Source organism: Aquabacterium sp. (assembly GCF_049274795.1).
Classification (GTDB): Bacteria; Pseudomonadota; Gammaproteobacteria; order Burkholderiales; family Burkholderiaceae_C; genus Aquabacterium.
The window spans coordinates 109380-127931 of sequence record NZ_JBASTH010000026.1 but is presented as its reverse complement, the minus strand read 5'-3'; the positions used below and the strand labels follow the sequence as shown (position 1 = coordinate 127931).

Sequence of the window (18552 nt, the reverse complement as noted above, 5' to 3'; positions counted from 1 at the left end):
GCGCGTCCTGCGAACGCAACACGTTTCTATAAAGTGCAGGACGCTTCTAAGCCTTGTCCTGCAACGAAAAACGCCCAAAAACAACCCTGCAACGCAATACCCCTTTATGTTCCACTCAGCATTGATTGGGTGGTGGGTGTAATGCGTTTCCGGGCATGCAAGACCTGGGGCACGTAGCAGCAAGAGCACAAGGGGCCTGATGGCGAACTGCCAACAGCCACGCCATGCAAAATGCTGCTTCGACACTGCGGACTAACTGCATGCACGCTGCAAGTTCATGGCATCACACTGCGGCTGCACTGCGAAAACACTGCGCGAACACGGCCTCATGACTGCACTTCCAAGGCATTCAGAAAACACTGCTGCCGCGCCTGGCACCGAGCTTGCGAAGCGTGTCCAGAATCTGCCGATTACCCCGGCGACGAATTGGACGTGGCACCGGTTCACCGGCGGAGCGGTAGGCGACGACTAACTGTTTCCAACGATCTTCAAGCGCCCTCTTCGCGTCGGCCAGGTCAGGCGCGGATGCACGGACATAGGGCAGATCGGCCAGCCATACAGACCATTCAATTTGATGGCCGGAACCGACCGGCATGGCTTCAACCGCGAAGCCGCCGATCTTTTGACTTTTCCTCATTTCATCTCCTTCAAATATGCTGACTGAATCAGCGGAATCCGCTTCCAATACGCTGACATAGTCAGCAGAAATCCACCCGGCGACCACGTTTCAAATGTTCGTCGCCCGAATGACCGGCAAACCGAATAGCCTTCCCCAAACATCGAGCACCTGGCCTTGAATGGTTGGAATGCTGGTTTCTCTTGCCCACCAATCGTTTGCTGCACCGACGATCACATCGGGGCGATTTGCCATGCTGACCAACATGGGGAACGTCAGCAGTTGCTCATAGCAAATTGCGTAGGCGACACGGCGGCCCGCTACTAGGCCGATGCCACTGCCAAAGGGGTCGGCGGCGATGGAATCAGCAGCCCACGGCCGCCACATGCCAATGGGCACGGGCACACGCTGGGCCAGCGGGCCGGCATCGCTCCCCAGGGCGACCAAAGCATTGCGTATCGGACGACCGGGAATAGACATTTCGGCACCCACCAGCATCGTGCTGCCCTTCGTCCTGAGCTGTGCCGAAACGTCGGCCAGCATCGAGGCGTTGAAGTCATTTCCTTGGCGTACACGCGGCAGCATGGTTTCCGGCAGGACCAGAACGCGGCCAGGTTCGAGCTGGGCGGCCAGCATGAGGACCTGCGCCATGCGCTGGCCTTCAGCCAGGAAATTCGGCGCGGCGGCCGTCTGCAGCCGCGCGAAAGCGGTGTCGTGCCCCGACCAGGCGTCCGCCCAGGCCGGTCGCGCCTGCAGCATGACGAGGTTCGCAACCACTGCCATGCTGGCCAGAACCGCGACCGCCGACCAACAGCGCAGCACGATCAGGACAAAGCCGGCCACCAGGCAAAGTAAGCCGACGAAACCAAGGCCGGGGAATAGGACGCCGGCGGCCGTCATCGGATTCACCCAGCCGATGAAGCCAATCGGCGGCACGGCCGTCAACGCGAGCGCGACCGGTAGTGTCCACGCCTGTCGGCGTGGGGTTTCACTCCAAAGGAGAAGCCAGGGCAACGCATTGACCATGCCGGCAACCAGCCACAGCGCCCAGCTGAACCACAAGGGGGCCGACTCTGCGAAGAAGATGCCTGCTCCGAATGGCAGGCCGCGACTGGCGGCCAGGTAGTAGGCCAGCGTTGCCGCGCTGGCCCACCACCGCGAACCTGCCAGGCTCCAGAGAACCGGGACAAGGGCCGCCAAGCCTGTCAACCAGGCAGGCCCTCATGCCCCCACGCGAAGCCACACAGTGCGCCAGCAACGGCCAGGAAAAGGCCGCGCATCATGCTGCACGTCCCTGCCGTCGCCACCCTGAACCGGCGCGAGCACATGCCAATGCCTCTTCCAAGGTTGCGAACATGCCCCAGCTGGTCGAGCGGTCCCACGCTCCACCGTCAAGGCATCGCGTCTCGTAGCGCGTGCCACTCGGCCAGGCTTCCACTCGATCATTGTCAAGTGAAATTTATCCATACAAATCAATGACTTAATCAAGATCACGCCTTTGATGCCATGAAAAATACCATGCCGCGCCACGCTTCCCTCAATTGTGGCAGAGGATTGGCTGCCGACCACCCGAACCCAGCATCATCGCCTATCCATGGGGAACATTGACTTCGCAGTAGCCACCCTAGCCTCAATCTTCGAGGTTCCGTCGGCCTGATGAATAAAACCCAAGCGCTCAGGTTATCATGATAAGATGCCAACAGTAGATCGAGTGGACGGACTGCGCGTGGTGATCTATCCCAACGATCATCGCCCCGCGCACGTCCACGTCATAGGCAACGGCTGTGAGGCCGTGTTCAACCTGAACTGTCCGAAGGGGCCGCCAGAGCTGCGAGAGAACTACGGTTTTTCGCAGGCCGAAGTAAGCCGGATTCAGACAGCTCTCGGGAAACGACTGGCGCACCTGTGCGCCGAGTGGAGCAAGATTCATGGCAGTCCGTAAAGACCAGTTTGAAGCGGCAAACGCTCGGGGTGCCGCACGCTTGGCCAAGACTCCGACGGCCGTTTCGGCACGCTATGACCGCCGTATCGGTCGCGTGGTGATCGAGCTGAGCACCGGCCTCGGCATCGCCTTCAAGCCGCACAGCGCACAAGGCTTGGAGAAGGCCACTCCGGCCGACCTGGCAGAGATCGAAATTTCTCCATCGGGCTTGGGGCTGCACATTCCCGCGCTTGATGCCGACTTGTATCTGCCTGCGCTGCTGGACGGCTTCCTGGGCTCTCGCAAGTGGATGGCTGCAACGATGGGTAAGGTCGGCGGTCAGGCTTCGACTGAGGCCAAAGCCGCTGCAGCAAGGGCCAATGGCAAGCTGGGCGGCCGACCCAAGAAAGCACGCGAGACAGCCCAGGCGTAACCGATCGTAGGCAGGTGCACATGGGTTCCGAAAAGTTCCTCTACCAAGAGCCAAAACGCTCCCGAGAACATCTAGAGGCTATCTCGTTCCAGCTTCGCGGAACCGCCAAGGGCGGCACGGCGAAAACGCGGCACGCCACCATTCAGGATCACCTGGCTGATCTTGTCTCACTTGCCCGAGAAGCAGCATGGCAGAAAAAACGTGAGCCATTGACGATCCAAATTGCGGAGACAAGTGCGCTCTATGCGCTGGCCGTCATCTGCGGACTCCTCACCTGGTATGGCTCCGGGCACGCCGCATCGGGATGGGACTGGCTTGACGAACACCGATTCGCGTTGAAGACCTGGGGGGTGGCTCTCAGTGCCGTTTTTGTCGGCATCCACGTTGAGCGAACAGGCTTGGCCAATGTCGTATGGCGCTACAGCGTCACAAAGTTCCTGGCGTCCATTGGCCTGTCGGCGCTGGTCATCTACTCCGCCGGCAGACGGCATCAGTCGTCAACGGAGTCTTTGGCATTGATGCCGGAGCACTGCCTTACACGCGTGCGTTGCTCACCGGGTGGATTGCATTCACGCACCTGGCCTGGCCCTTGATGTTGGTCGTAGGGCTGATCTGGGCATGGCATCTGTTCATTGTGCTGGCCTACTTCTGGTACCGCGCAAGGCCAAGCGATGATGCATCGTCTCCAACCTTCTCTTGGCACTCACTCGGCGTCGTCATCATGACGGCCGTTGTCTTCGGGAACATCAGCGTTTGGCTCTTCCGCACGCTGGACGATGCGCAGCTTCCAACGAAGGTGTACCAGTTGGCCAGAGTCCTGGATTTCAACGGCAAGCACACATGCGCGAACCTGCCCCAAGGGGCCAGCGTAGTGTTCATAGGGCCAGACCAGAACAAGGTCCTGATCGACTCGAACTCGCAGGCGACACCTGGGCTGGAAGAGTTCTTTGGCCGAGAGGCCAGCGGGTGGGAGACGCCACCCGAAAGGTTCGCAGTCACGGACTGTCGTGTAGCGCCTGCTCCCTGACGTGCACCACCCGGCCGCGTACCTCAGAAGTCGTGATGGCGGGCGCTGTACCTCAGAAGTCGCAATCCTCGGCTCTATGACTGGCGGGCGGCGACCTCGCTCCGATACTGCTCATCAGCGGCCATCCTGTTCAGGTTGGCCGTCATGTCGCGCTGCCAGTCTTCAAAGGTTCGCCGTTGGCGGCCAGCCTGGTCGTCGGCTGGCCGCTCTTCCTGGTCGGGCGTCTCCACGGTCACGAATGCAGGCAAGGACAAGACGGATGTGTCCTGGTCACGGTAGGAGGGCACCTTCGGTTCTGCATCGCTCATGGGGTCATCCAATCAAGTGCTGAGGCCAATAAGTTTCACTTCGGACACTGGTACCTCGACCTCGCGGCCGTCCTGGTCGTAGCGAACCCACACCCAGCCAGTTTCTCCTGGAAGCCGGTTGAGGATGATGCACCCCTTCTTGCGGCCATGGGTAACGTACAGCATGGGGCGGCGCTTGAAGGGGCGACCGCCCACCCCCTCCTTCTTCGTTGGCGTGCCTGGTTCGGCCTGCTCGCGCAGCAGTCGCACCGCTTCACGGGTGATGCTGTGGTCGGCGTACTTCAGCCAGGCCGTCACCCGCAGGGGATCGGCCCGGTAAGCCTTCGCCAGCTCGTTGATGAGGGTCACGTCTGCCGTGCGGCCCTGCTGGACGGCCTTGGCGATCGGCGCAGGCAGTGACAACAAAGCCGCGTGCTGCGCCACCCAGGGCGTGGACTTGCCCAGCGACCGGGCAATGTCGGTCTTGGTACGGCCCTTGGCCAGCTCGCGGCCGATGAAGCAGGCCAGCACCTGCGGGCGCGGGGCATCCAGCGCAGCGGCAATGTCCCCGAGGTAGTTGGCGGCAAGTGCGCTCATGCTCGTGTCTCCGGTCGGTTCACAAAGGCGGCGATCTCTTCAGCATCCCCGGCCGGGGCCGAAATCGAGTCCCCGCCGAAGCTAGGTGCGTCGGCCACCTGGCGGATGGCCGTCGCGACCTTCCCGCCCACGGTCTGCTCTACACCGGCTTGGAAGCTGGCAGCCATCTGATCGGCCTTAGCCGCCATCACGCTGCCAATGCCTGCGGCAAGGTTTGCACCAGTCCCAGCAGCCACCTTGCCCGCCTTGGCTGCGGCCGTCGCCATGCGCCCGGCCATCGAGCTGCCAGAGGTCTGGCCACCAGCCTGGGTTGCTCCCGCTCCACCAGCCTGGCCACGGGCCTGGGCCTTCCGGCCAGCATCGCCGCCGCCCTTCGCATCGGCCTCGCCACTTGAAGCCTGCTGGGTGTCAGAGCCTCCAGCCATCGAGCTGCCACCACCGCCCAGCGACTCGGAGAACCCGGCCGCTTGTGCAAACGGCGTGCTGCCGGCCGTGTCGCCGCTAGAGCCGCCACCGGCACCACCAGCGGCCATACCGCCCGACGATGCTCCACCAGCCGCAGGAGCAGCCATAGCCCCCGCGCTTTCACCACCACCAGCGTTCGCAGCCGCAAAGGCTGCCTTGATCGCTGAGGCACCACCGGCCATGTTCTGAGCCGCGCCCATCATTGCGCCGCCTGCCATGCTGGCTGCTGCCGAGGCGACGCTTGCACCGGCCATTGCAGCGCCAACGACCGTCCCGGCACCAACACTGCTACCGATGGACGATGCTGCGCCGACACCCCCGCCAGACACGATGCTGGCCACGAGGGGGGGCACGCGGGTAATCAGCATCAACAAGGTAACGCAGAAAACCATCATCACGCCCAGCTCATCGAAGTTGAGCGTGCCCTTGTTCATCTTGGCGTAGAACGTATTGAGCAGGTCAACGCCGATACCGACGAGGATCACCATCGTCAGAAGCTGCATGCCCACGCCCAGCACCGTTTTGTAGTAGCTGATGGACATGTCGGAAGTCCAGCGCGAGCCGCCGAAACCCAGGAAGAAGATCCCCGCGTACATCAAGATCCAAGCGGACACGAGCACCAGCATCATGTTCACGGCCACCGCCGCCAGGAGCACCATGATGGCCGCGCTCAGGGTCAGGCCGACGATGCTATCGACGGGGCTCCAAATCGACAGGTTCGTGATGGCCTGCCGCCAGATCATGAAGCCGATATCCACGATGCCCGAGGGCGTCACGGATGACACGCCAGAGGCACGTTCCCCCAGGAGTTGGAGCGACTGGATGATGGATGAGGCGAAGGCCGGACCGTTGTCGAGCAACCACCAGAAAAAGCCCGTGAACATGATGAAGCGGACGAGCTCACTGAAGAATTCCTGAATGCCGCCCCCACGCAGCAGCAGCGTTCCACCCGTCCAGACCAGAGAGATCGTCACCAGCGTCCAGTACAGCCAAGTGGCTGCCCCTTTGATGACCGTCTGCCAGCTCGCGGCGCGGGTGGCGAACGCTGTCACCACCTGGTCAAGCATCCCTTGGTTGGTGAGCTGCGCGGCGGCTCCCGTCGAGTACAGCAGCAAGACCAGGCCGATGACGGCCGCGGCACTCAGTCGTTGCGTCTTCATGGCTTGACCTCCAGCCAGTTCTTGGGCTTCTCGGTCGGGGCAATCCGGGGCTCGGTCGATTCCTTGTGGGCGCACTTCTGCTTTTCCTCCTGAGTGCTGGGGTTCTTGCAATCGGGCTCTTGCTGGCCAGGCTCCTTCTGGCCACACCCGGCCAGCAGGGCAACGAAGACGATGGCCAGGGCGACCGGGTGTAGGCGGTTCATGGTCGTGTTCCTCCTTCAGCGGGTCAGGCCCAGCCAGTTGGTCGGGCGGCTGGTGCGATCAATGCGGGCCTCGGTGGACGTGGCGCGAGCTGCGGCCTGTTGCGCTTCCTTGTCCGCGTCCGCGTTGGCCCGCGTGGCCATCGCGTTCTGCTGGGCGATCAGCAAGGCGCGGATTTGCAGGAGCTGGTTGGCTTGGTTGCTGGCCAGTTGGTTGGCAAAGCCGATGGCCGCCATCTGCCCGGTTGCGCCCTGGGCCTGCGCTTGCAGGCGCTGGAGCTGGGCGGAATCGCTGCTCAGGTTCGATTGCTGCTGGTCGATGCCTTGGAACATCGCATCGTGGGCCTTCTTCAGCGCCTGGGAGGCCGTGGCCGCGTTGGCGTCCAGCGCGGCCCGCTGGGTGGCCGTGCAGCCGTCCCGAGAGAAGCACGCGGCGCTGCGGTAGTAACTCACGTCCTGGAACTTGGCCAGGTAGTTGTCCAAGCTCCCGAGCTGGGTCTTGTAGTAGTTCAGCGTGTCGGTGGCGCGTTGCAGGTTGTTGATCGTGGTCTGCGCCTGATCCCAGATGTACGCGGCCGGGGCCACGGTGTTCTGGAGCATGTTTTCGTACTGCTGGAGCTGGGTGCTGTATTGCTCAATCTGCTTGAGCGTCTGAGCCACTGCTTCTATGGCCGCCATGATGTTCTGCGGCAGGTTGATCCCGTCTACAACCGGAACCCCCGCGTATGTCGGCGAAGAAACCGCCAGTGCAACCGCGACAGCGGAAATCACCTTCTTGAATCGCATATAGACCTCTTTTAAAAATTTAGCTGCGAAAGTCGTTGAATGCCTCAACGGTTGGCACCCGGGTGAATGACCAAGCGCGTTGCCGCTGTCATGCCATCCTGAGTTCTTGCATCCCGGCCAAGAGCGCCCGGATATTTCGTTGTGGAGTCGCCCCCCTCCCTTGGCGTATCACCTCAGCGGCGGCAGCCGCTTGGCCCTGCAGGGCAGGATGACCGTTGAGCACCACCAGGTGCGAATAAGGGTCAGTGAAGAGGGACAACCGCGCAGCGGGTGGGCCTACTTCACCCATCCTGCCCGCTGTTCGGATGTGTTTTTCGTTGTGCGGAAGAGTGGAGGCACGTCGCAAAGCATTGGAAAGAAGTGGTTTGCGCGAGTACCACCGCTTTCCAATCGAAATACACTGCTTTCCATGCGAAAAGCACTGCATACAGTGGATCGACTCATAGGAAGCACAGCTAACGCTGTGCTGATGGGCGTTCCCTGTCATTGCCGTCCCTCGCTGTCGGTGATGTGCTCCTTAACGTACCTGATGAAGGTTCCATAGGTGAATGGAACCTTCTGCGTGTCGGTCAGGAATTCCCAAATCGTTCGCCGCGAATAGCCGGCATCCATGGCGGTTTTCACGTCCTCGCGCAACGCCATGAAAACTGCCAGGGATGAACTTCGACGGTCTTTCTCCGTGTTCTTGCAGGCCCATCCGGCCATGGCATCCAGAAGCGCCCTTTCCGAGTCATTCATCGTGGCCACCTACTCCCTAGACGATGCCGGGGCGGCGGGCCTGCTCACCCGATGACTTGCGCGCCTCAATCCATTCCTCGATCTCGGCCAAATCCCAGACCACATTGCGGCTGGTCAGCGCAAAGCGACGCGGAAACTCACCCCGCTGCTCCAAGTTGAAAATCGTGCGGTCGGATAGCGGGATCATCGCCAGCAGCTTCCTGCGATTAATAAGGGTCTTGCCCTTCGCCGCCTCCGCAATCGGCTGGCGTGGTTTATCTGTTGCTTGCATCTTCTGGCGTCTTCATTCACTTGCGAACATGTGCCTGATAGTGCCTGGAAAAGCCGAACATCTCGACCCAATAATTGGCAACTTAGGTTGTCATAGAACCTCGCTGCCTAGCAGTCGCTTTGCAGTCTCCGACTGAGTGAGGCCCGGAAATCTGGAGCACCAGCAGGGGCAGATTGACCCGACGAAGTGGTCAATATCGTCACAACGAACCACTCATGGCCAACAAGGAACGGCGGTGACGCACCAAGACCGCAATGGTTTACGCCAAGGAGGGGGTCGCCTGGTTTCCTGCTGGCGCAAGCGGCCCTTCGGAGACCCTGGGAGGCCCGGGAACGCGTTCGGGCCGACTGCCAGGCACGGTACGACACCAACCTGGTGGCTTTTCGTCGCTCCTGCGGCCTCGCGCGAACGTCCACCTTGGCCAACGTGCAATCACTCAGATTTCGAGGCGCTGACCTGGTACGGTGGACGGCGGCCGACGCCTGCACCGAGCTGGAGGCCCGGTATCCCTCATAGATCGTGATCGACCTTGTATGGTGTAGCGCGTTGTATGTTGTAGCGCGCTACAACATACAACAGCACCTGTTGACACATTTGAGGACTACGGCGCTATCGCCGCTAAAGAAACAGACCGGGGCTGACCACCCTTCTGGCGTACAACTTGACGGCCGAAGGCCGTCCATCGGCTAGGGCTTGCCGTCGCCAGAAAGGTCGGCGGCAAATGCCCGCGCCTAGTGGATGATCTTGGAAGATCATGGATGGAATTTGTGAACCAGCCGCAAACCCGCGCCATTGCTGTGCTTTCCGGCTTGGATCGGGGAACGTTCCTACGGGTGAAGGGGAACATTGCTACGGAGCTTGGGGAACGTTTCTACGGGCTTTGGCCTGCCAATTTCCCACTTGCCTGGCGCATACTCGCTCACCTTCCAGCCCACGGAGTCAAGCTCGGCCAGAGCCCTGCGGGCCTTCTGGCGGCGCTTCTTCATGGCCTCGGCGTTCGCACCTTCTGGCCAGACGTAGCCAGCAAGGGTGTCGAGTTCCACGCGCCCGGTTTTACCGGGATCGATCCAGCCGCATAGCCGTTGGTGAATCAGGCGGGCTGGGTCGGTCTGGAGTGCCCGCACCTCAGCCATCTCGATGCGGGTATACGGTCGCCGCCCAAGAATCGCCTCTGCAATCTGTGGATTCAGCGCGACGAATAACCGCCCGTCTTCCTCGTCGAAGGCATAGCTCATCAGGTGAAAAGACCTTTGTCTACTCCCCTTGCTGACTACCACCGTCACGTTTGCCATGCGCAGCAAGCACGCCTTGATCGCCTTGATGTTGTCGCCACCATCGGTCAAGCCGATTTCGGATAGCAGACCTGTCACACTCTCTCGCACGACAAGGGCATCCTGCCCAGCCGCGTCAAACTTCGGCTCAAGGAATAAGCGCAGTTGCTTCGGCAAGTCTGCTGTTGGCTCTGGCGTCAGGATGATGCCCTTCGGCCCCCCAAGAGCCACGAGTCCTTGCAGCAGCCGCATGTCATCTGCGCCAAGAGGCTCGAAGCCGACGAACCGCGCTTGTTCACTCTCGGCGTAGTGATACGTCACATCAAGCTTGAGCTTCTTTCGTTCACCGCGCTTGAGGCTACGGAACAAGCCAGGAACCAGGCAGTGCATTGGATCGTGTCTGGCATGGGTGAGGTCAAAAGCCATCGCCTTGCCTCCGACCATCACGTCCCTTTTCCTCGTTCCTGCTGGTCTCATGCAGTGCTACTGGCACCAGAACACCGCCTGCGTGCCGCATGTACCAGCGATCAAGCGGCGTAGCGTCGTAGTTCTGCTTGCTAACGCCGAAACGCACGAAGTGGCCGCGCCGCTCGCCGCCGACAGGTTGCCAGCCGTGGGAACGGTCGCTCAGCCGCTTCGCCTCTTCATCGGTCATACGGGCGACGTATCCGCACCATCTGGCGTTGTCGATCAACGCCGAGGCGCCACGCGCTGCCTGTTGCTGATCTGCCAGGCCGTCACGCGCACTACCCTTGCTGACGTGATGCAGAAACAGCACGGCCGCACCGGTGCTGGCTGCCAGGCGCTCCAGGCGGGCGATCAGCTTGGACATGTCCCCATTGCTGTTCTCGTCGAGCTGGTGAATGCGGCTCAACGTGTCGAGCACGATCAAACGCTGCCCTTGCCCGCGCTCTGCCAGTCGCTCGAACTGCCTGACGTTCATCACGTCAAACCCAAGGCCCATGATCGGTTCGAGCGTCAGCCCTTCGGCAATGGCTGCGCGTGCATCGGCGGCCAAGTGTTTGCCGATGGCGTGAACCCGGCGGATCAGCGCGGGCTCGGGGTCTTCACCGGCGAGGTACAAGACCGACCCGGTGTGCTTGGGAGCTATGCCCAGCAAATCACCACCGGAAACACTGCATGCGATGCTCATGGCCGCTTCCAGGGCCCAGAAGCTCTTTCCCGTCGCACCTGGTGCGACAAGCGCGCCAACGGTGCCAGCGAGGAAGCCGGGCCACACAAAGTCAAGGACGGGCGGCTCGTTCTCGAACGCTGCCAGTACGTCAATTGCCACGCGCCAGCTCCGATCCATCGCCCAATACCTTGGCGACTTCCGAAGTCCGGAAGTAGACGCGCCGGCCAACTTTGACGCGGGCCTCTTTGAGGCTCTGCATTGCCTCATCGGCTGGCAAACGCAAGCTGTTTCGTAAGCCGTCAGGAGACCGATCCAGCAATGCGGCAAGCTGCCCTATCCTCAGCAGCGGGCCGAATCGGTCCAACAGGGTCTCCTCCATGGTCATCGCGCATTCCTCCGAACTCAAACGAACGTGAGCGAAGGCTATGCATTGCCTCAGTTGTAGGCAGCCTATTAATTGGCAATAATGGTTGACATGAAAAACAACAAAACCATTTCTATCTGGGAGAGCTGCGATCCTGCCGTGGGAGTAGCCATCGCACAGTTTCAGGAGCGCTGGCGGCCCTACTCCGCATCCTCGCGTCGCTACCCTATCGTTCGTCTGATCGAAGAAATCATCGACCCCGCTGTGGCGGCGTACACGGAAACGCTGCCATACCGCTATTTGGGCCACCTCCCTGGAGCCGGAACAGGAGTTAGCCTTAGCGGGATCATTCGGCTGGTCGGGCTTGACGCAATGGTTCGCGTACAGCGTCAGTTGCTGCACCAGTTCATCAAGACTGTGGACAGGCAGACCACGAGGGATCAGCGGTTTGTCGCGACCCTGGAAACCTTGATTGAATTGGTTCAGGACTGCGCCTGCAGGCGGCCCGCGAAGTCTCAGGTGCGCACCACTCGCCTGAATGGTGAGCGCCGTCAGGGCTATTGCCGGTTCTGCGGATCGCTCACCGAACTTGCCTTGTACGCTGAGGGAAACGACACCCCGAAGGCCAACGATCCAGAGGACGAACTTCGGTTGAGCAGCCAATACTGTCTGGATCATCGGCCCAGACTGCCAAGCGGCGCATGGAACCCGGCCTATCGGCAAGCGAGGCGATCAGTCGATCAGTTCGATCTCGAACTCGCTCGGCTCAACCGACAATGCGCGAAGCGATCATCAGCGCAAGCGGCAGCATCCGGCGATGAGCTGGTGGATGGCTACTTCTACGAATACTTCCTGGGCCAGACTATCCAGCCAGCGGACAAAGCGGAGTTGCGCGACCTGGCGCGGCTGATGGTGGATGCGAATCTGTCGGACGCCAAGAAGAAGATGCTGATGCTTCAGCTTTCCGGGCTCAATCAGTCGGAGATTGCAAAGAGGCTGCTGGGCAGCGAACAGCAGCCGCTGACACGTCAAGCCGTATCCAAAGCACTGGCCTCGATCCCCGCGATCTTCCACCTTAAAAGGCGGAAGAAGCGCATCGCTCGCTGACCGCCAGGGCTCCATTTTTTAGCGGCGAAAATTCAGCGCCCCTCAAGGATCAACATCGTGCTGGGCCTATCGACCTCAACCGACCAAGTCCTTCGGCCGCTTCAGCGTCCATTCATCGATCATGTCGGCCCAGTCTTGCAGCATGGCGGTGCGCTGCTCGCGGTACTCAGCCTTGTTGTAGACCGCCCGCACGCCCTTCTGCTCATGCGCAAGGCACTTCTCGATCCAATCGGTGTTGTAGCCAGCTTCGTGCAGCAACGTGCTGGCCGTGCGCCGCAAGTCATGTGGCCCGAACTTGGCGAGCGACTTCCCTTCCTTCTGCGCCAGCCGATACGTCAGCGTCAGCACCTGGTTGAGCGTGGCGCTGCTCATGGGCAAGTCCGAGTCGTAACGCGACGGCAACACATAGTCTGATCCACCCGCGAACGTTTTCAGGGCAATGAAGATGTCTAGCGCCTGCCGAGACAGGAACACCAGGTGCGGATTGCGCCGCTTCATCCGCTCCTTCGGGATCGTCCAAAGCGCGTCACTGAAACTGACCTCGCTCCAGGTCGCATTGGTCAGCTCGCTCTTGCGCACCATCGTCAGCAACAACAGCTTGGCTGCCGCCCGGATAGATGGCGTCGTGCCGATGCGCTCCATGTACTGGTACATCAAGCCGATTTCATCGGGCATCAGCGCACGGTCGCGTGGCTCGAACTTGGCGATGCTCGTCGGGCGCACCAGCTCTGCCGGGTTCTCGATCTTCTGGCCGCGCTCGATGGCCCATCGATAGACCTGCATCACCACCTCGCGAACATGCACTGCCGTTGCCGGCGCACCGCGCTCCACGATGGCATCGGTCAGTGCCCGCAAGTCCTCGTGGGTGATCTCCACCAGTTTCTGATTGCCGAATTTCGGCTTCAAGTCTCGCTCGTAGACTGAGCGGCGCATATCGCGGGTGGAATCGGCCATCTGGTAGCCGCGCAGCCACTTTTCTGCCCAGGCTCCGAACGTCTCCGCATCCTTGACGCGGGCCTTGTCTCGCGCCTTTTCCTTGGCAGGCGACTTCCCGGCCGCGATCATCTTCTTGGCCTCGCTCAGCCGCTCGCGGGCCTCGGCCAGCGTGAGGCCGCCTATGCCATAGCGGCCGAAGGTGATGGTCTCCTGCCGGCCGTGGATCGAGTAGTTGTAGCGGAAAGAGATCGCCCCAGCCGGCGTGACGGCCACATAGAGGCCATCACGGTCGTTCTCCTTGTAGAGCTTGTCCCTCGGCTTGAGGTTGCGCAGCTTGGTATCGGTCAGCATGGTTCTCGCCCTAGTGCGACTCAAATACCATGATCTAAAATCAGTCCAATCCTGGCGTAAAAACGCAATGAAATCATTGCACTACGTCAGATTAATACCATGACCGCTAGAAGGGTAGCTACATGGTATAGATGGAACCTCATGGCATCGTTATCTTCAATGCCATTCATCATGCCATGAAAAAACGATGCTTGGCGATGCCAAAGATTGCCAGCCGGTGCCGAACGAAATCACAAAAAAGCCCGCAATGACACGGGCTTAGGTGTATTCTCCTGCTACTAGGTGCCAGCCAGTGCCAGACGCCAAATCACTCCCACTCAATGGTGGCAGGCGGCTTGCTGGACACGTCGTAGGTGACGCGGTTGATGCCACGCACTTCATTGATGATCCGCCCCGACACGCGCTTGAGCATGCTGTAGGGCAGCTCGGCCCAGTCGGCGGTCATGAAGTCGCTGGTCTGCACGGCACGCAGGGCCACCACGTAGTCGTACGTGCGGCCATCGCCCATCACGCCCACGCTCTTGACGGGCAGGAACACCGTGAAAGCCTGGCTGGTCATGTCGTACCAGCTCTTGCCACTGTTGGGGTCGATGGTGGAGCGCAGCTCTTCGATGAAGATGGCATCGGCACGGCGCAGCAGGTCGGCGTACTCCTTCTTGACCTCGCCCAGGATGCGCACACCCAGGCCCGGGCCCGGAAAGGGGTGGCGGTAGACCATCTCGGGCGGCAGGCCCAGGGCCACGCCCAGCTCGCGCACCTCGTCCTTGAACAGCTCGCGCAGCGGCTCAAGCAGTTTCAGGCCCAGTTGCTCCGGCAGGCCGCCCACGTTGTGGTGGCTCTTGATGGTGGTGGCCTTCTTGGTCTTGGTGCCACCGCTTTCCACCACGTCGGGGTAGATGGTGCCTTGCGCCAGGAAGGTCGCACCCTTGTGGCCCTGGCCACTGGCCTTGAGCTTGCCGGCCTCGGCCTTGAACACATCGACGAACAGGCCGCCGATGATCTTGCGCTTTTTCTCGGGGTCGGTCACGCCAGCCAATTGGCCCAGGAACAGATCGGCGGCGTCCACGCGGATCACCTTGGCGTGCAGCTTGCCCTCGAACATGTCCATGACCATGTCGCCCTCGTTCAGGCGCAGCAGGCCGTGGTCGACGAACACGCAGGTCAACTGGTCGCCGATGGCGCGGTGGATCAGCGCGGCAGCCACGCTGGAGTCGACACCGCCAGACAGGCCCAGGATGACTTCTTCATCGCCCACCTGTTCGCGGATCTTGGCCACAGCCTCTTCGATGTAGTCGCCCATGATCCAGTCGCCCGCGCAGCCGCTGATCTCGCGCACGAAGCGGGTGATCATGGCGTGGCCCTGGATGGTGTGTGTCACCTCGGGGTGGAACTGCACGGCGTAGTAGCGCTTGTCTTCGTTGGCCATGCCGGCGATCGGGCAGCTGGGCGTGGAGGCCATCAGTTTGAAGCCCGGCGGCAGCGCGGTGACCTTGTCGCCATGGCTCATCCACACCTTGAGCATGCCGTGGCCTTCGGGGGTGGTGAAGTCCTGCACGCCATCGAGCAGTTGGGTGTGGCCATGGGCGCGCACCTCGGCGTAGCCGAACTCGCGCGTGTCGCTCCAGCTCACCTCGCCGCCCAGTTGCACGGCCATGGTCTGCATGCCGTAGCAGATGCCCAGCACAGGCACGCCCAGGTCCCACACAGCCTGCGGCGCGCGCAGTTGGTGGTCTTCGTAGGTGCTGGCGTGGCTGCCCGACAGGATGATGCCCTTGGGGTTGAACGACTTGATGAAGTCGTCGGACACATCATTGGGGTGGATCTCGCAGAAGACGTGGGCCTCGCGCACACGGCGCGCGATCAGCTGGGTGACCTGGGAGCCGAAGTCGAGGATAAGGATCTTGTCATGCATGGTGGGGATCTCTGGAAGCGAATGAGGTGGCGGCAGGGCAGACGGGGCGTAGTCGGTTCAAGCAAAACGCAGGTGAGACTCAGGTCAGGTGCTCTTGACCTTGAGATCGACAGCCGGGAGGTTGCGCTGCTGGGTGAAGTAGCGCACGCCGATGATGGCGGCCACGCCCTGGATGGCCGCGCACAGGTAGAACGGCGCGCCCACGCGCCAATCCCCCTGCGGGTAATGGGAAACAGCGGCCAGCAGCGGCGTGCCCAGCACCGGGCCCAGTACCGCCGCCACGCTGTTGATGGACGACACCGCGCCCATGCTCTCGCCCTGGCGGGTGGGATCGACCGCGTTGGCCACCAGGCTCTGCAAGCCTGGCTGCACCATGTAGCCGAACACATTGGCCACCACGACCACGAAGATCATCCAGCCCACGGGCACCGCGCCATACAGCGCGAACGCGATCGTGGACGAGATCAGGCCGACGATGACCAGCTTGTGCAGCGCGAAATGCTTCTGGAACTGGCGCAGCAGGCCCCCTTGCACCAGCACCGCCATGCCGCCCACGGCCAACAGCGACAGGCCGTTGTCTCGCGGCGTCCAGCCGAACTTGAACTCGGTGTAGAGGAACCAGCTGGTGTGCAGGCAGAACTGGGCCAGGATGGACAGGCCCATGATCCACATCAGCGTCTCGACGCCCTTGAGCTCACGCAGGCGGGCCAGCGCGGTGAACGGGTTGGCGCTGGCCAGCCTGAACTCGCGGCGCTTGTCCTGCGGCAGCGATTCCGGCAGCACGAAGCAGCCATATACACAGTTGAGCAGGCACAACGCACCGGCCAGGAAGAAGGGCCAGTGCAGGTCATGCTCACCCAGCAGGCCACCCATCACGGGGCCCATGATGAAGCCCAGGCCGAACATGGCACCCAGCAGGCCGTAGTTCTTGGCGCGGTCTTCAGGCTTGCTGATGTCGGCCACGTAGGCGTTGGCCACGGCGATGTTGGCGCACACGGCGCCGCCCATCATGCGCACCGCCAACAGCATCCAGAACTCGGTGGCCAGCGCTGTGACAAAGAAATTGATGCCCATGCCCAGCAGGCCGAGCAGCAGGATGGGCCGGCGCCCGTAACGGTCGGACAGCGCCCCCAGCACCGGCGCGCTGAAGAACTGCGCGATGGCGAAGGCCGCCTGCGCGGCCCCGTAGCCCATCGAGGTGCTGGCCCCCGACTGCATGAATGAGCCGATGAGCTTGGGCAGCACAGGCGCGATGATGCCGATCGACATCATGTCGAGCAGCACCGTCACCATGATGAAAGGCATGGCCGCCTGGCGGCCGCTGGCAGAACCCATCGCTGTCCTGTCGGTCGTCGTTGTCAGGGCGGCCGGCAGGCGCCAAGCAGGCGCCCCTTCCATGCCTTCGCGTCAAACCACCTGGATCACTCCATGCGGTAGTTGGGCGCTTCCTTGGTGATCTGCACGTCGTGCACGTGGCTTTCGCGGATGCCGGCGGCCGTGATCTCAACGAACTCGGCGCGGTTGCGCATGTCGTCGATGGTGGCGCAGCCACAGTAGCCCATGGAGGCGCGCACGCCACCGGCCATCTGGTACAGGATCGCCACGACCGAGCCCTTATAGGGCACGCGACCTTCGATCCCCTCGGGCACGAGCTTGTCGGCATTGGGGTTGGTGGTCTCGTCGTTTTCCTGGAAATAGCGGTCGGCAGAACCGTCCTTCATGGCGCCGATGGAGCCCATGCCGCGGTAGCTCTTGTAGCTGCGGCCCTGGTAGAGGATGACCTCGCCAGGCGCTTCTTCGGTGCCGGCGAACATGCCGCCCATCATCACGGTGCTGGCGCCAGCGGCGATGGCCTTGGCGATGTCACCGGAGTAGCGGATGCCGCCGTCGGCGATCAGGGGCACGCCCGTGCCCTGCAGCGCCGTGGCCACGTTGTCGATGGCCATGATCTGGGGCACACCCACACCGGCCACGATGCGGGTGGTGCAGATGGAGCCAGGGCCGATACCGACCTTGACGCCGTCGGCACCGGCTTCGACCAGGGCCAGGGCAGCCGCACCGGTGGCGATGTTGCCGCCGATCACGTCCACCTGCGGGAAGTTCTTCTTGACCCAGCGCACGCGCTCGATCACGCCATGGCTGTGGCCGTGGGCCGTGTCCACCACCAGGGCATCGACACCGGCCTTGACCAGCAGTTCGACACGCTCTTCGGTGCCATCGCCCACGCCAACGGCGGCGCCTACGCGCAGCTTGCCGTGCGAGTCACGGGCGGCGTTGGGGAAGGTGTTCTGCTTGGTGATGTCCTTGACGGTCATCAGGCCACGCAACTCGAAGGCGTCGTTCACGACCAGCACGCGCTCCAGCTTGTGCTGGTGCATCAGGGCCTTGGCCTCGGCTGGCGATGCGCCATCCTTGACCACGATCAGGCGCTCGCGCGGGGTCATGATCTCGCGCACCGGAACATCGAGGCGGGTCTCGAAGCGCAGGTCACGGCCGGTGACAATGCCAACCACCTTGCCATCATCGACCACCGGGAAGCCGGAAATGCCGTGCTGACGCGACAGTTCGATCACATCGCGCACCTTGACGCCGGACGAGATCGTGATCGGATCACGCAGCACGCCGGACTCATAGCGCTTGACACGCGCCACTTCGGCTGCCTGCTGCTTGGGCGTGAGGTTCTTGTGGACGATGCCGATGCCACCTTCTTGCGCAATGGCGATGGCCAGGCGCGCCTCGGTGACGGTGTCCATGGCGGCGGACACGAGCGGCAGATTCAATTGGATGTTGCGGGACAGGCGGGTGGCCAGCGAAGTGTCGCGGGGCAACACTTGAGAATAGGCGGGCACCAGCAGCACGTCGTCGAACGTGAGTGCTTTACCAAGCAGGCGCATGAACAGGCTCCAGACGCAAAAGCGGATTATAGACCTGTCGGGCCGCGGCGTCAGTGTCGGGTTTTCCGGCGGCTTTTGTCA

General features: G+C 61.9%; 21 protein-coding genes. 5 read left to right on the top strand and 16 right to left on the bottom strand.

The annotated features are described in order from the left end of the window. Positions 1-349 precede the first annotated feature (349 nt). The gene (locus WAQ08_RS03710; RefSeq protein WP_422189289.1) at positions 350-724 is read right to left on the bottom strand and encodes a hypothetical protein; all 375 of its coding nucleotides are present in this window, start codon (positions 722-724) and stop codon (positions 350-352) included. A gap of 3 nt (positions 725-727) precedes the next feature. Continuing rightward, complete coding sequence (locus WAQ08_RS03705; protein ID WP_422189288.1) at positions 728-1816, bottom strand: hypothetical protein; 1089 nt, start codon at positions 1814-1816, stop codon at positions 728-730. Positions 1817-2309: 493 nt separating this feature from the next. Here WAQ08_RS03705 and WAQ08_RS03700 point away from each other — a divergent pair, with 493 nt between their 5' ends. From WAQ08_RS03700 to WAQ08_RS03685, 4 genes are read left to right on the top strand one after another with little or no spacing between them, the layout of a single operon-like run. Then, the gene (locus WAQ08_RS03700) at positions 2310-2558 is read left to right on the top strand and encodes a DUF4160 domain-containing protein (protein ID WP_422189287.1); all 249 of its coding nucleotides are present in this window, start codon (positions 2310-2312) and stop codon (positions 2556-2558) included. Continuing rightward, on the top strand, positions 2545-2970 hold the full coding sequence (locus WAQ08_RS03695; RefSeq protein ID WP_422189286.1) for a DUF2442 domain-containing protein: 426 nt from the start codon (positions 2545-2547) through the stop codon (positions 2968-2970). The genes WAQ08_RS03700 and WAQ08_RS03695 overlap by 14 nt, the downstream gene beginning before the upstream one ends. A 20-nt stretch (positions 2971-2990) precedes the next feature. Beyond that, complete coding sequence (locus WAQ08_RS03690; RefSeq protein WP_422189285.1) at positions 2991-3563, top strand: hypothetical protein; 573 nt, start codon at positions 2991-2993, stop codon at positions 3561-3563. Continuing rightward, positions 3560-3997: a hypothetical protein gene (locus WAQ08_RS03685; RefSeq protein WP_422189284.1), complete on the top strand. Its 438-nt coding sequence runs from the start codon at positions 3560-3562 to the stop codon at positions 3995-3997. Before WAQ08_RS03690 ends, WAQ08_RS03685 begins: the two co-directional genes overlap by 4 nt. 74 nt (positions 3998-4071) lie before the next feature. On the opposite strand, the gene WAQ08_RS03680 is transcribed toward WAQ08_RS03685, so the two are convergent. The 10 genes from WAQ08_RS03680 to WAQ08_RS03635 form a co-directional block, all read right to left on the bottom strand. Then, positions 4072-4305 carry a hypothetical protein gene (locus tag WAQ08_RS03680; protein ID WP_422189283.1) on the bottom strand — a complete coding sequence of 78 codons (234 nt, stop codon included), beginning with the start codon at positions 4303-4305 and terminating at the stop codon, positions 4072-4074. Positions 4306-4317: 12 nt separating this feature from the next. After that, positions 4318-4881: a KorB domain-containing protein gene (locus tag WAQ08_RS03675; RefSeq protein WP_422189282.1), complete on the bottom strand. Its 564-nt coding sequence runs from the start codon at positions 4879-4881 to the stop codon at positions 4318-4320. After that, positions 4878-6506, bottom strand: a complete 1629-nt coding sequence (gene trbL / locus WAQ08_RS03670) for a P-type conjugative transfer protein TrbL (protein WP_422189281.1) — start codon at positions 6504-6506, stop codon at positions 4878-4880. The genes WAQ08_RS03675 and trbL overlap by 4 nt, the downstream gene beginning before the upstream one ends. After that, the gene (locus tag WAQ08_RS03665) at positions 6503-6709 is read right to left on the bottom strand and encodes a hypothetical protein (protein ID WP_422189280.1); all 207 of its coding nucleotides are present in this window, start codon (positions 6707-6709) and stop codon (positions 6503-6505) included. Before WAQ08_RS03665 ends, trbL begins: the two co-directional genes overlap by 4 nt. 15 nt (positions 6710-6724) lie before the next feature. Then, positions 6725-7492: a P-type conjugative transfer protein TrbJ gene (gene trbJ, locus WAQ08_RS03660; RefSeq protein ID WP_422189279.1), complete on the bottom strand. Its 768-nt coding sequence runs from the start codon at positions 7490-7492 to the stop codon at positions 6725-6727. A 483-nt stretch (positions 7493-7975) separates the two neighbouring features. Next, complete coding sequence (locus WAQ08_RS03655; RefSeq protein ID WP_422189278.1) at positions 7976-8230, bottom strand: TraK family protein; 255 nt, start codon at positions 8228-8230, stop codon at positions 7976-7978. Positions 8231-8246: 16 nt separating this feature from the next. Next, positions 8247-8501: a helix-turn-helix transcriptional regulator gene (locus WAQ08_RS03650; protein ID WP_422189277.1), complete on the bottom strand. Its 255-nt coding sequence runs from the start codon at positions 8499-8501 to the stop codon at positions 8247-8249. Positions 8502-9328: 827 nt separating this feature from the next. Further along, positions 9329-10216 (bottom strand): replication protein C, IncQ-type, encoded by an 888-nt coding sequence (gene repC / locus WAQ08_RS03645; protein WP_422189276.1) that lies wholly within the window; start codon positions 10214-10216, stop codon positions 9329-9331. Continuing rightward, a complete protein-coding gene (locus WAQ08_RS03640) occupies positions 10188-11066 on the bottom strand; it encodes a helicase RepA family protein (protein ID WP_422189275.1) in 879 nt (292 codons plus the stop codon). Before WAQ08_RS03640 ends, repC begins: the two co-directional genes overlap by 29 nt. Then, positions 11056-11271, bottom strand: coding sequence for a DNA-binding protein (locus WAQ08_RS03635; RefSeq protein WP_422189274.1), 216 nt, complete (start codon positions 11269-11271; stop codon positions 11056-11058). Before WAQ08_RS03635 ends, WAQ08_RS03640 begins: the two co-directional genes overlap by 11 nt. Positions 11272-11382: 111 nt before the next feature. Here WAQ08_RS03635 and WAQ08_RS03630 point away from each other — a divergent pair, with 111 nt between their 5' ends. Continuing rightward, entirely contained in the window at positions 11383-12378 is a 996-nt protein-coding gene (locus WAQ08_RS03630) for a LuxR family transcriptional regulator (RefSeq protein WP_422189273.1), read from the top strand. A gap of 75 nt (positions 12379-12453) precedes the next feature. Here the strand turns inward: WAQ08_RS03630 and WAQ08_RS03625 are convergent, their stop codons facing one another. The 4 genes from WAQ08_RS03625 to guaB form a co-directional block, all read right to left on the bottom strand. Continuing rightward, entirely contained in the window at positions 12454-13665 is a 1212-nt protein-coding gene (locus WAQ08_RS03625; RefSeq protein ID WP_422189272.1) for a tyrosine-type recombinase/integrase, read from the bottom strand. A gap of 307 nt (positions 13666-13972) precedes the next feature. Further along, positions 13973-15577 carry a glutamine-hydrolyzing GMP synthase gene (guaA, locus tag WAQ08_RS03620; RefSeq protein ID WP_422189271.1) on the bottom strand — a complete coding sequence of 535 codons (1605 nt, stop codon included), beginning with the start codon at positions 15575-15577 and terminating at the stop codon, positions 13973-13975. Between the two features lie 84 nt (positions 15578-15661). After that, complete coding sequence (locus WAQ08_RS03615) at positions 15662-16912, bottom strand: MFS transporter (RefSeq protein WP_422189270.1); 1251 nt, start codon at positions 16910-16912, stop codon at positions 15662-15664. An 86-nt stretch (positions 16913-16998) separates the two neighbouring features. Further along, positions 16999-18471 carry an IMP dehydrogenase gene (gene guaB, locus WAQ08_RS03610; protein WP_422189269.1) on the bottom strand — a complete coding sequence of 491 codons (1473 nt, stop codon included), beginning with the start codon at positions 18469-18471 and terminating at the stop codon, positions 16999-17001. Positions 18472-18552: the final 81 nt, after the last annotated feature.

Excerpts from the sequence above, each read along its gene's own strand:
- WAQ08_RS03700 (WP_422189287.1), top strand. The coding sequence starts at position 2,310 with ATGCCAACAGTAGATCGAGTGGACGGACTGCGCGTGGTGATCTATCCC.
- WAQ08_RS03695 (WP_422189286.1), top strand. The coding sequence starts at position 2,545 with ATGGCAGTCCGTAAAGACCAGTTTGAAGCGGCAAACGCTCGGGGTGCC.
- WAQ08_RS03690 (WP_422189285.1), top strand. The coding sequence starts at position 2,991 with ATGGGTTCCGAAAAGTTCCTCTACCAAGAGCCAAAACGCTCCCGAGAA.
- WAQ08_RS03680 (WP_422189283.1), bottom strand. The coding sequence starts at position 4,305 with ATGAGCGATGCAGAACCGAAGGTGCCCTCCTACCGTGACCAGGACACA.
- WAQ08_RS03675 (WP_422189282.1), bottom strand. The coding sequence starts at position 4,881 with ATGAGCGCACTTGCCGCCAACTACCTCGGGGACATTGCCGCTGCGCTG.
- trbL (WP_422189281.1), bottom strand. The coding sequence starts at position 6,506 with ATGAAGACGCAACGACTGAGTGCCGCGGCCGTCATCGGCCTGGTCTTG.
- WAQ08_RS03665 (WP_422189280.1), bottom strand. The coding sequence starts at position 6,709 with ATGAACCGCCTACACCCGGTCGCCCTGGCCATCGTCTTCGTTGCCCTG.
- trbJ (WP_422189279.1), bottom strand. The coding sequence starts at position 7,492 with ATGCGATTCAAGAAGGTGATTTCCGCTGTCGCGGTTGCACTGGCGGTT.
- WAQ08_RS03655 (WP_422189278.1), bottom strand. The coding sequence starts at position 8,230 with ATGAATGACTCGGAAAGGGCGCTTCTGGATGCCATGGCCGGATGGGCC.
- WAQ08_RS03650 (WP_422189277.1), bottom strand. The coding sequence starts at position 8,501 with ATGCAAGCAACAGATAAACCACGCCAGCCGATTGCGGAGGCGGCGAAG.
- repC (WP_422189276.1), bottom strand. The coding sequence starts at position 10,216 with ATGGTCGGAGGCAAGGCGATGGCTTTTGACCTCACCCATGCCAGACAC.
- WAQ08_RS03630 (WP_422189273.1), top strand. The coding sequence starts at position 11,383 with ATGAAAAACAACAAAACCATTTCTATCTGGGAGAGCTGCGATCCTGCC.
- WAQ08_RS03625 (WP_422189272.1), bottom strand. The coding sequence starts at position 13,665 with ATGCTGACCGATACCAAGCTGCGCAACCTCAAGCCGAGGGACAAGCTC.
- guaA (WP_422189271.1), bottom strand. The coding sequence starts at position 15,577 with ATGCATGACAAGATCCTTATCCTCGACTTCGGCTCCCAGGTCACCCAG.
- WAQ08_RS03615 (WP_422189270.1), bottom strand. The coding sequence starts at position 16,912 with ATGGGTTCTGCCAGCGGCCGCCAGGCGGCCATGCCTTTCATCATGGTG.
- guaB (WP_422189269.1), bottom strand. The coding sequence starts at position 18,471 with ATGCGCCTGCTTGGTAAAGCACTCACGTTCGACGACGTGCTGCTGGTG.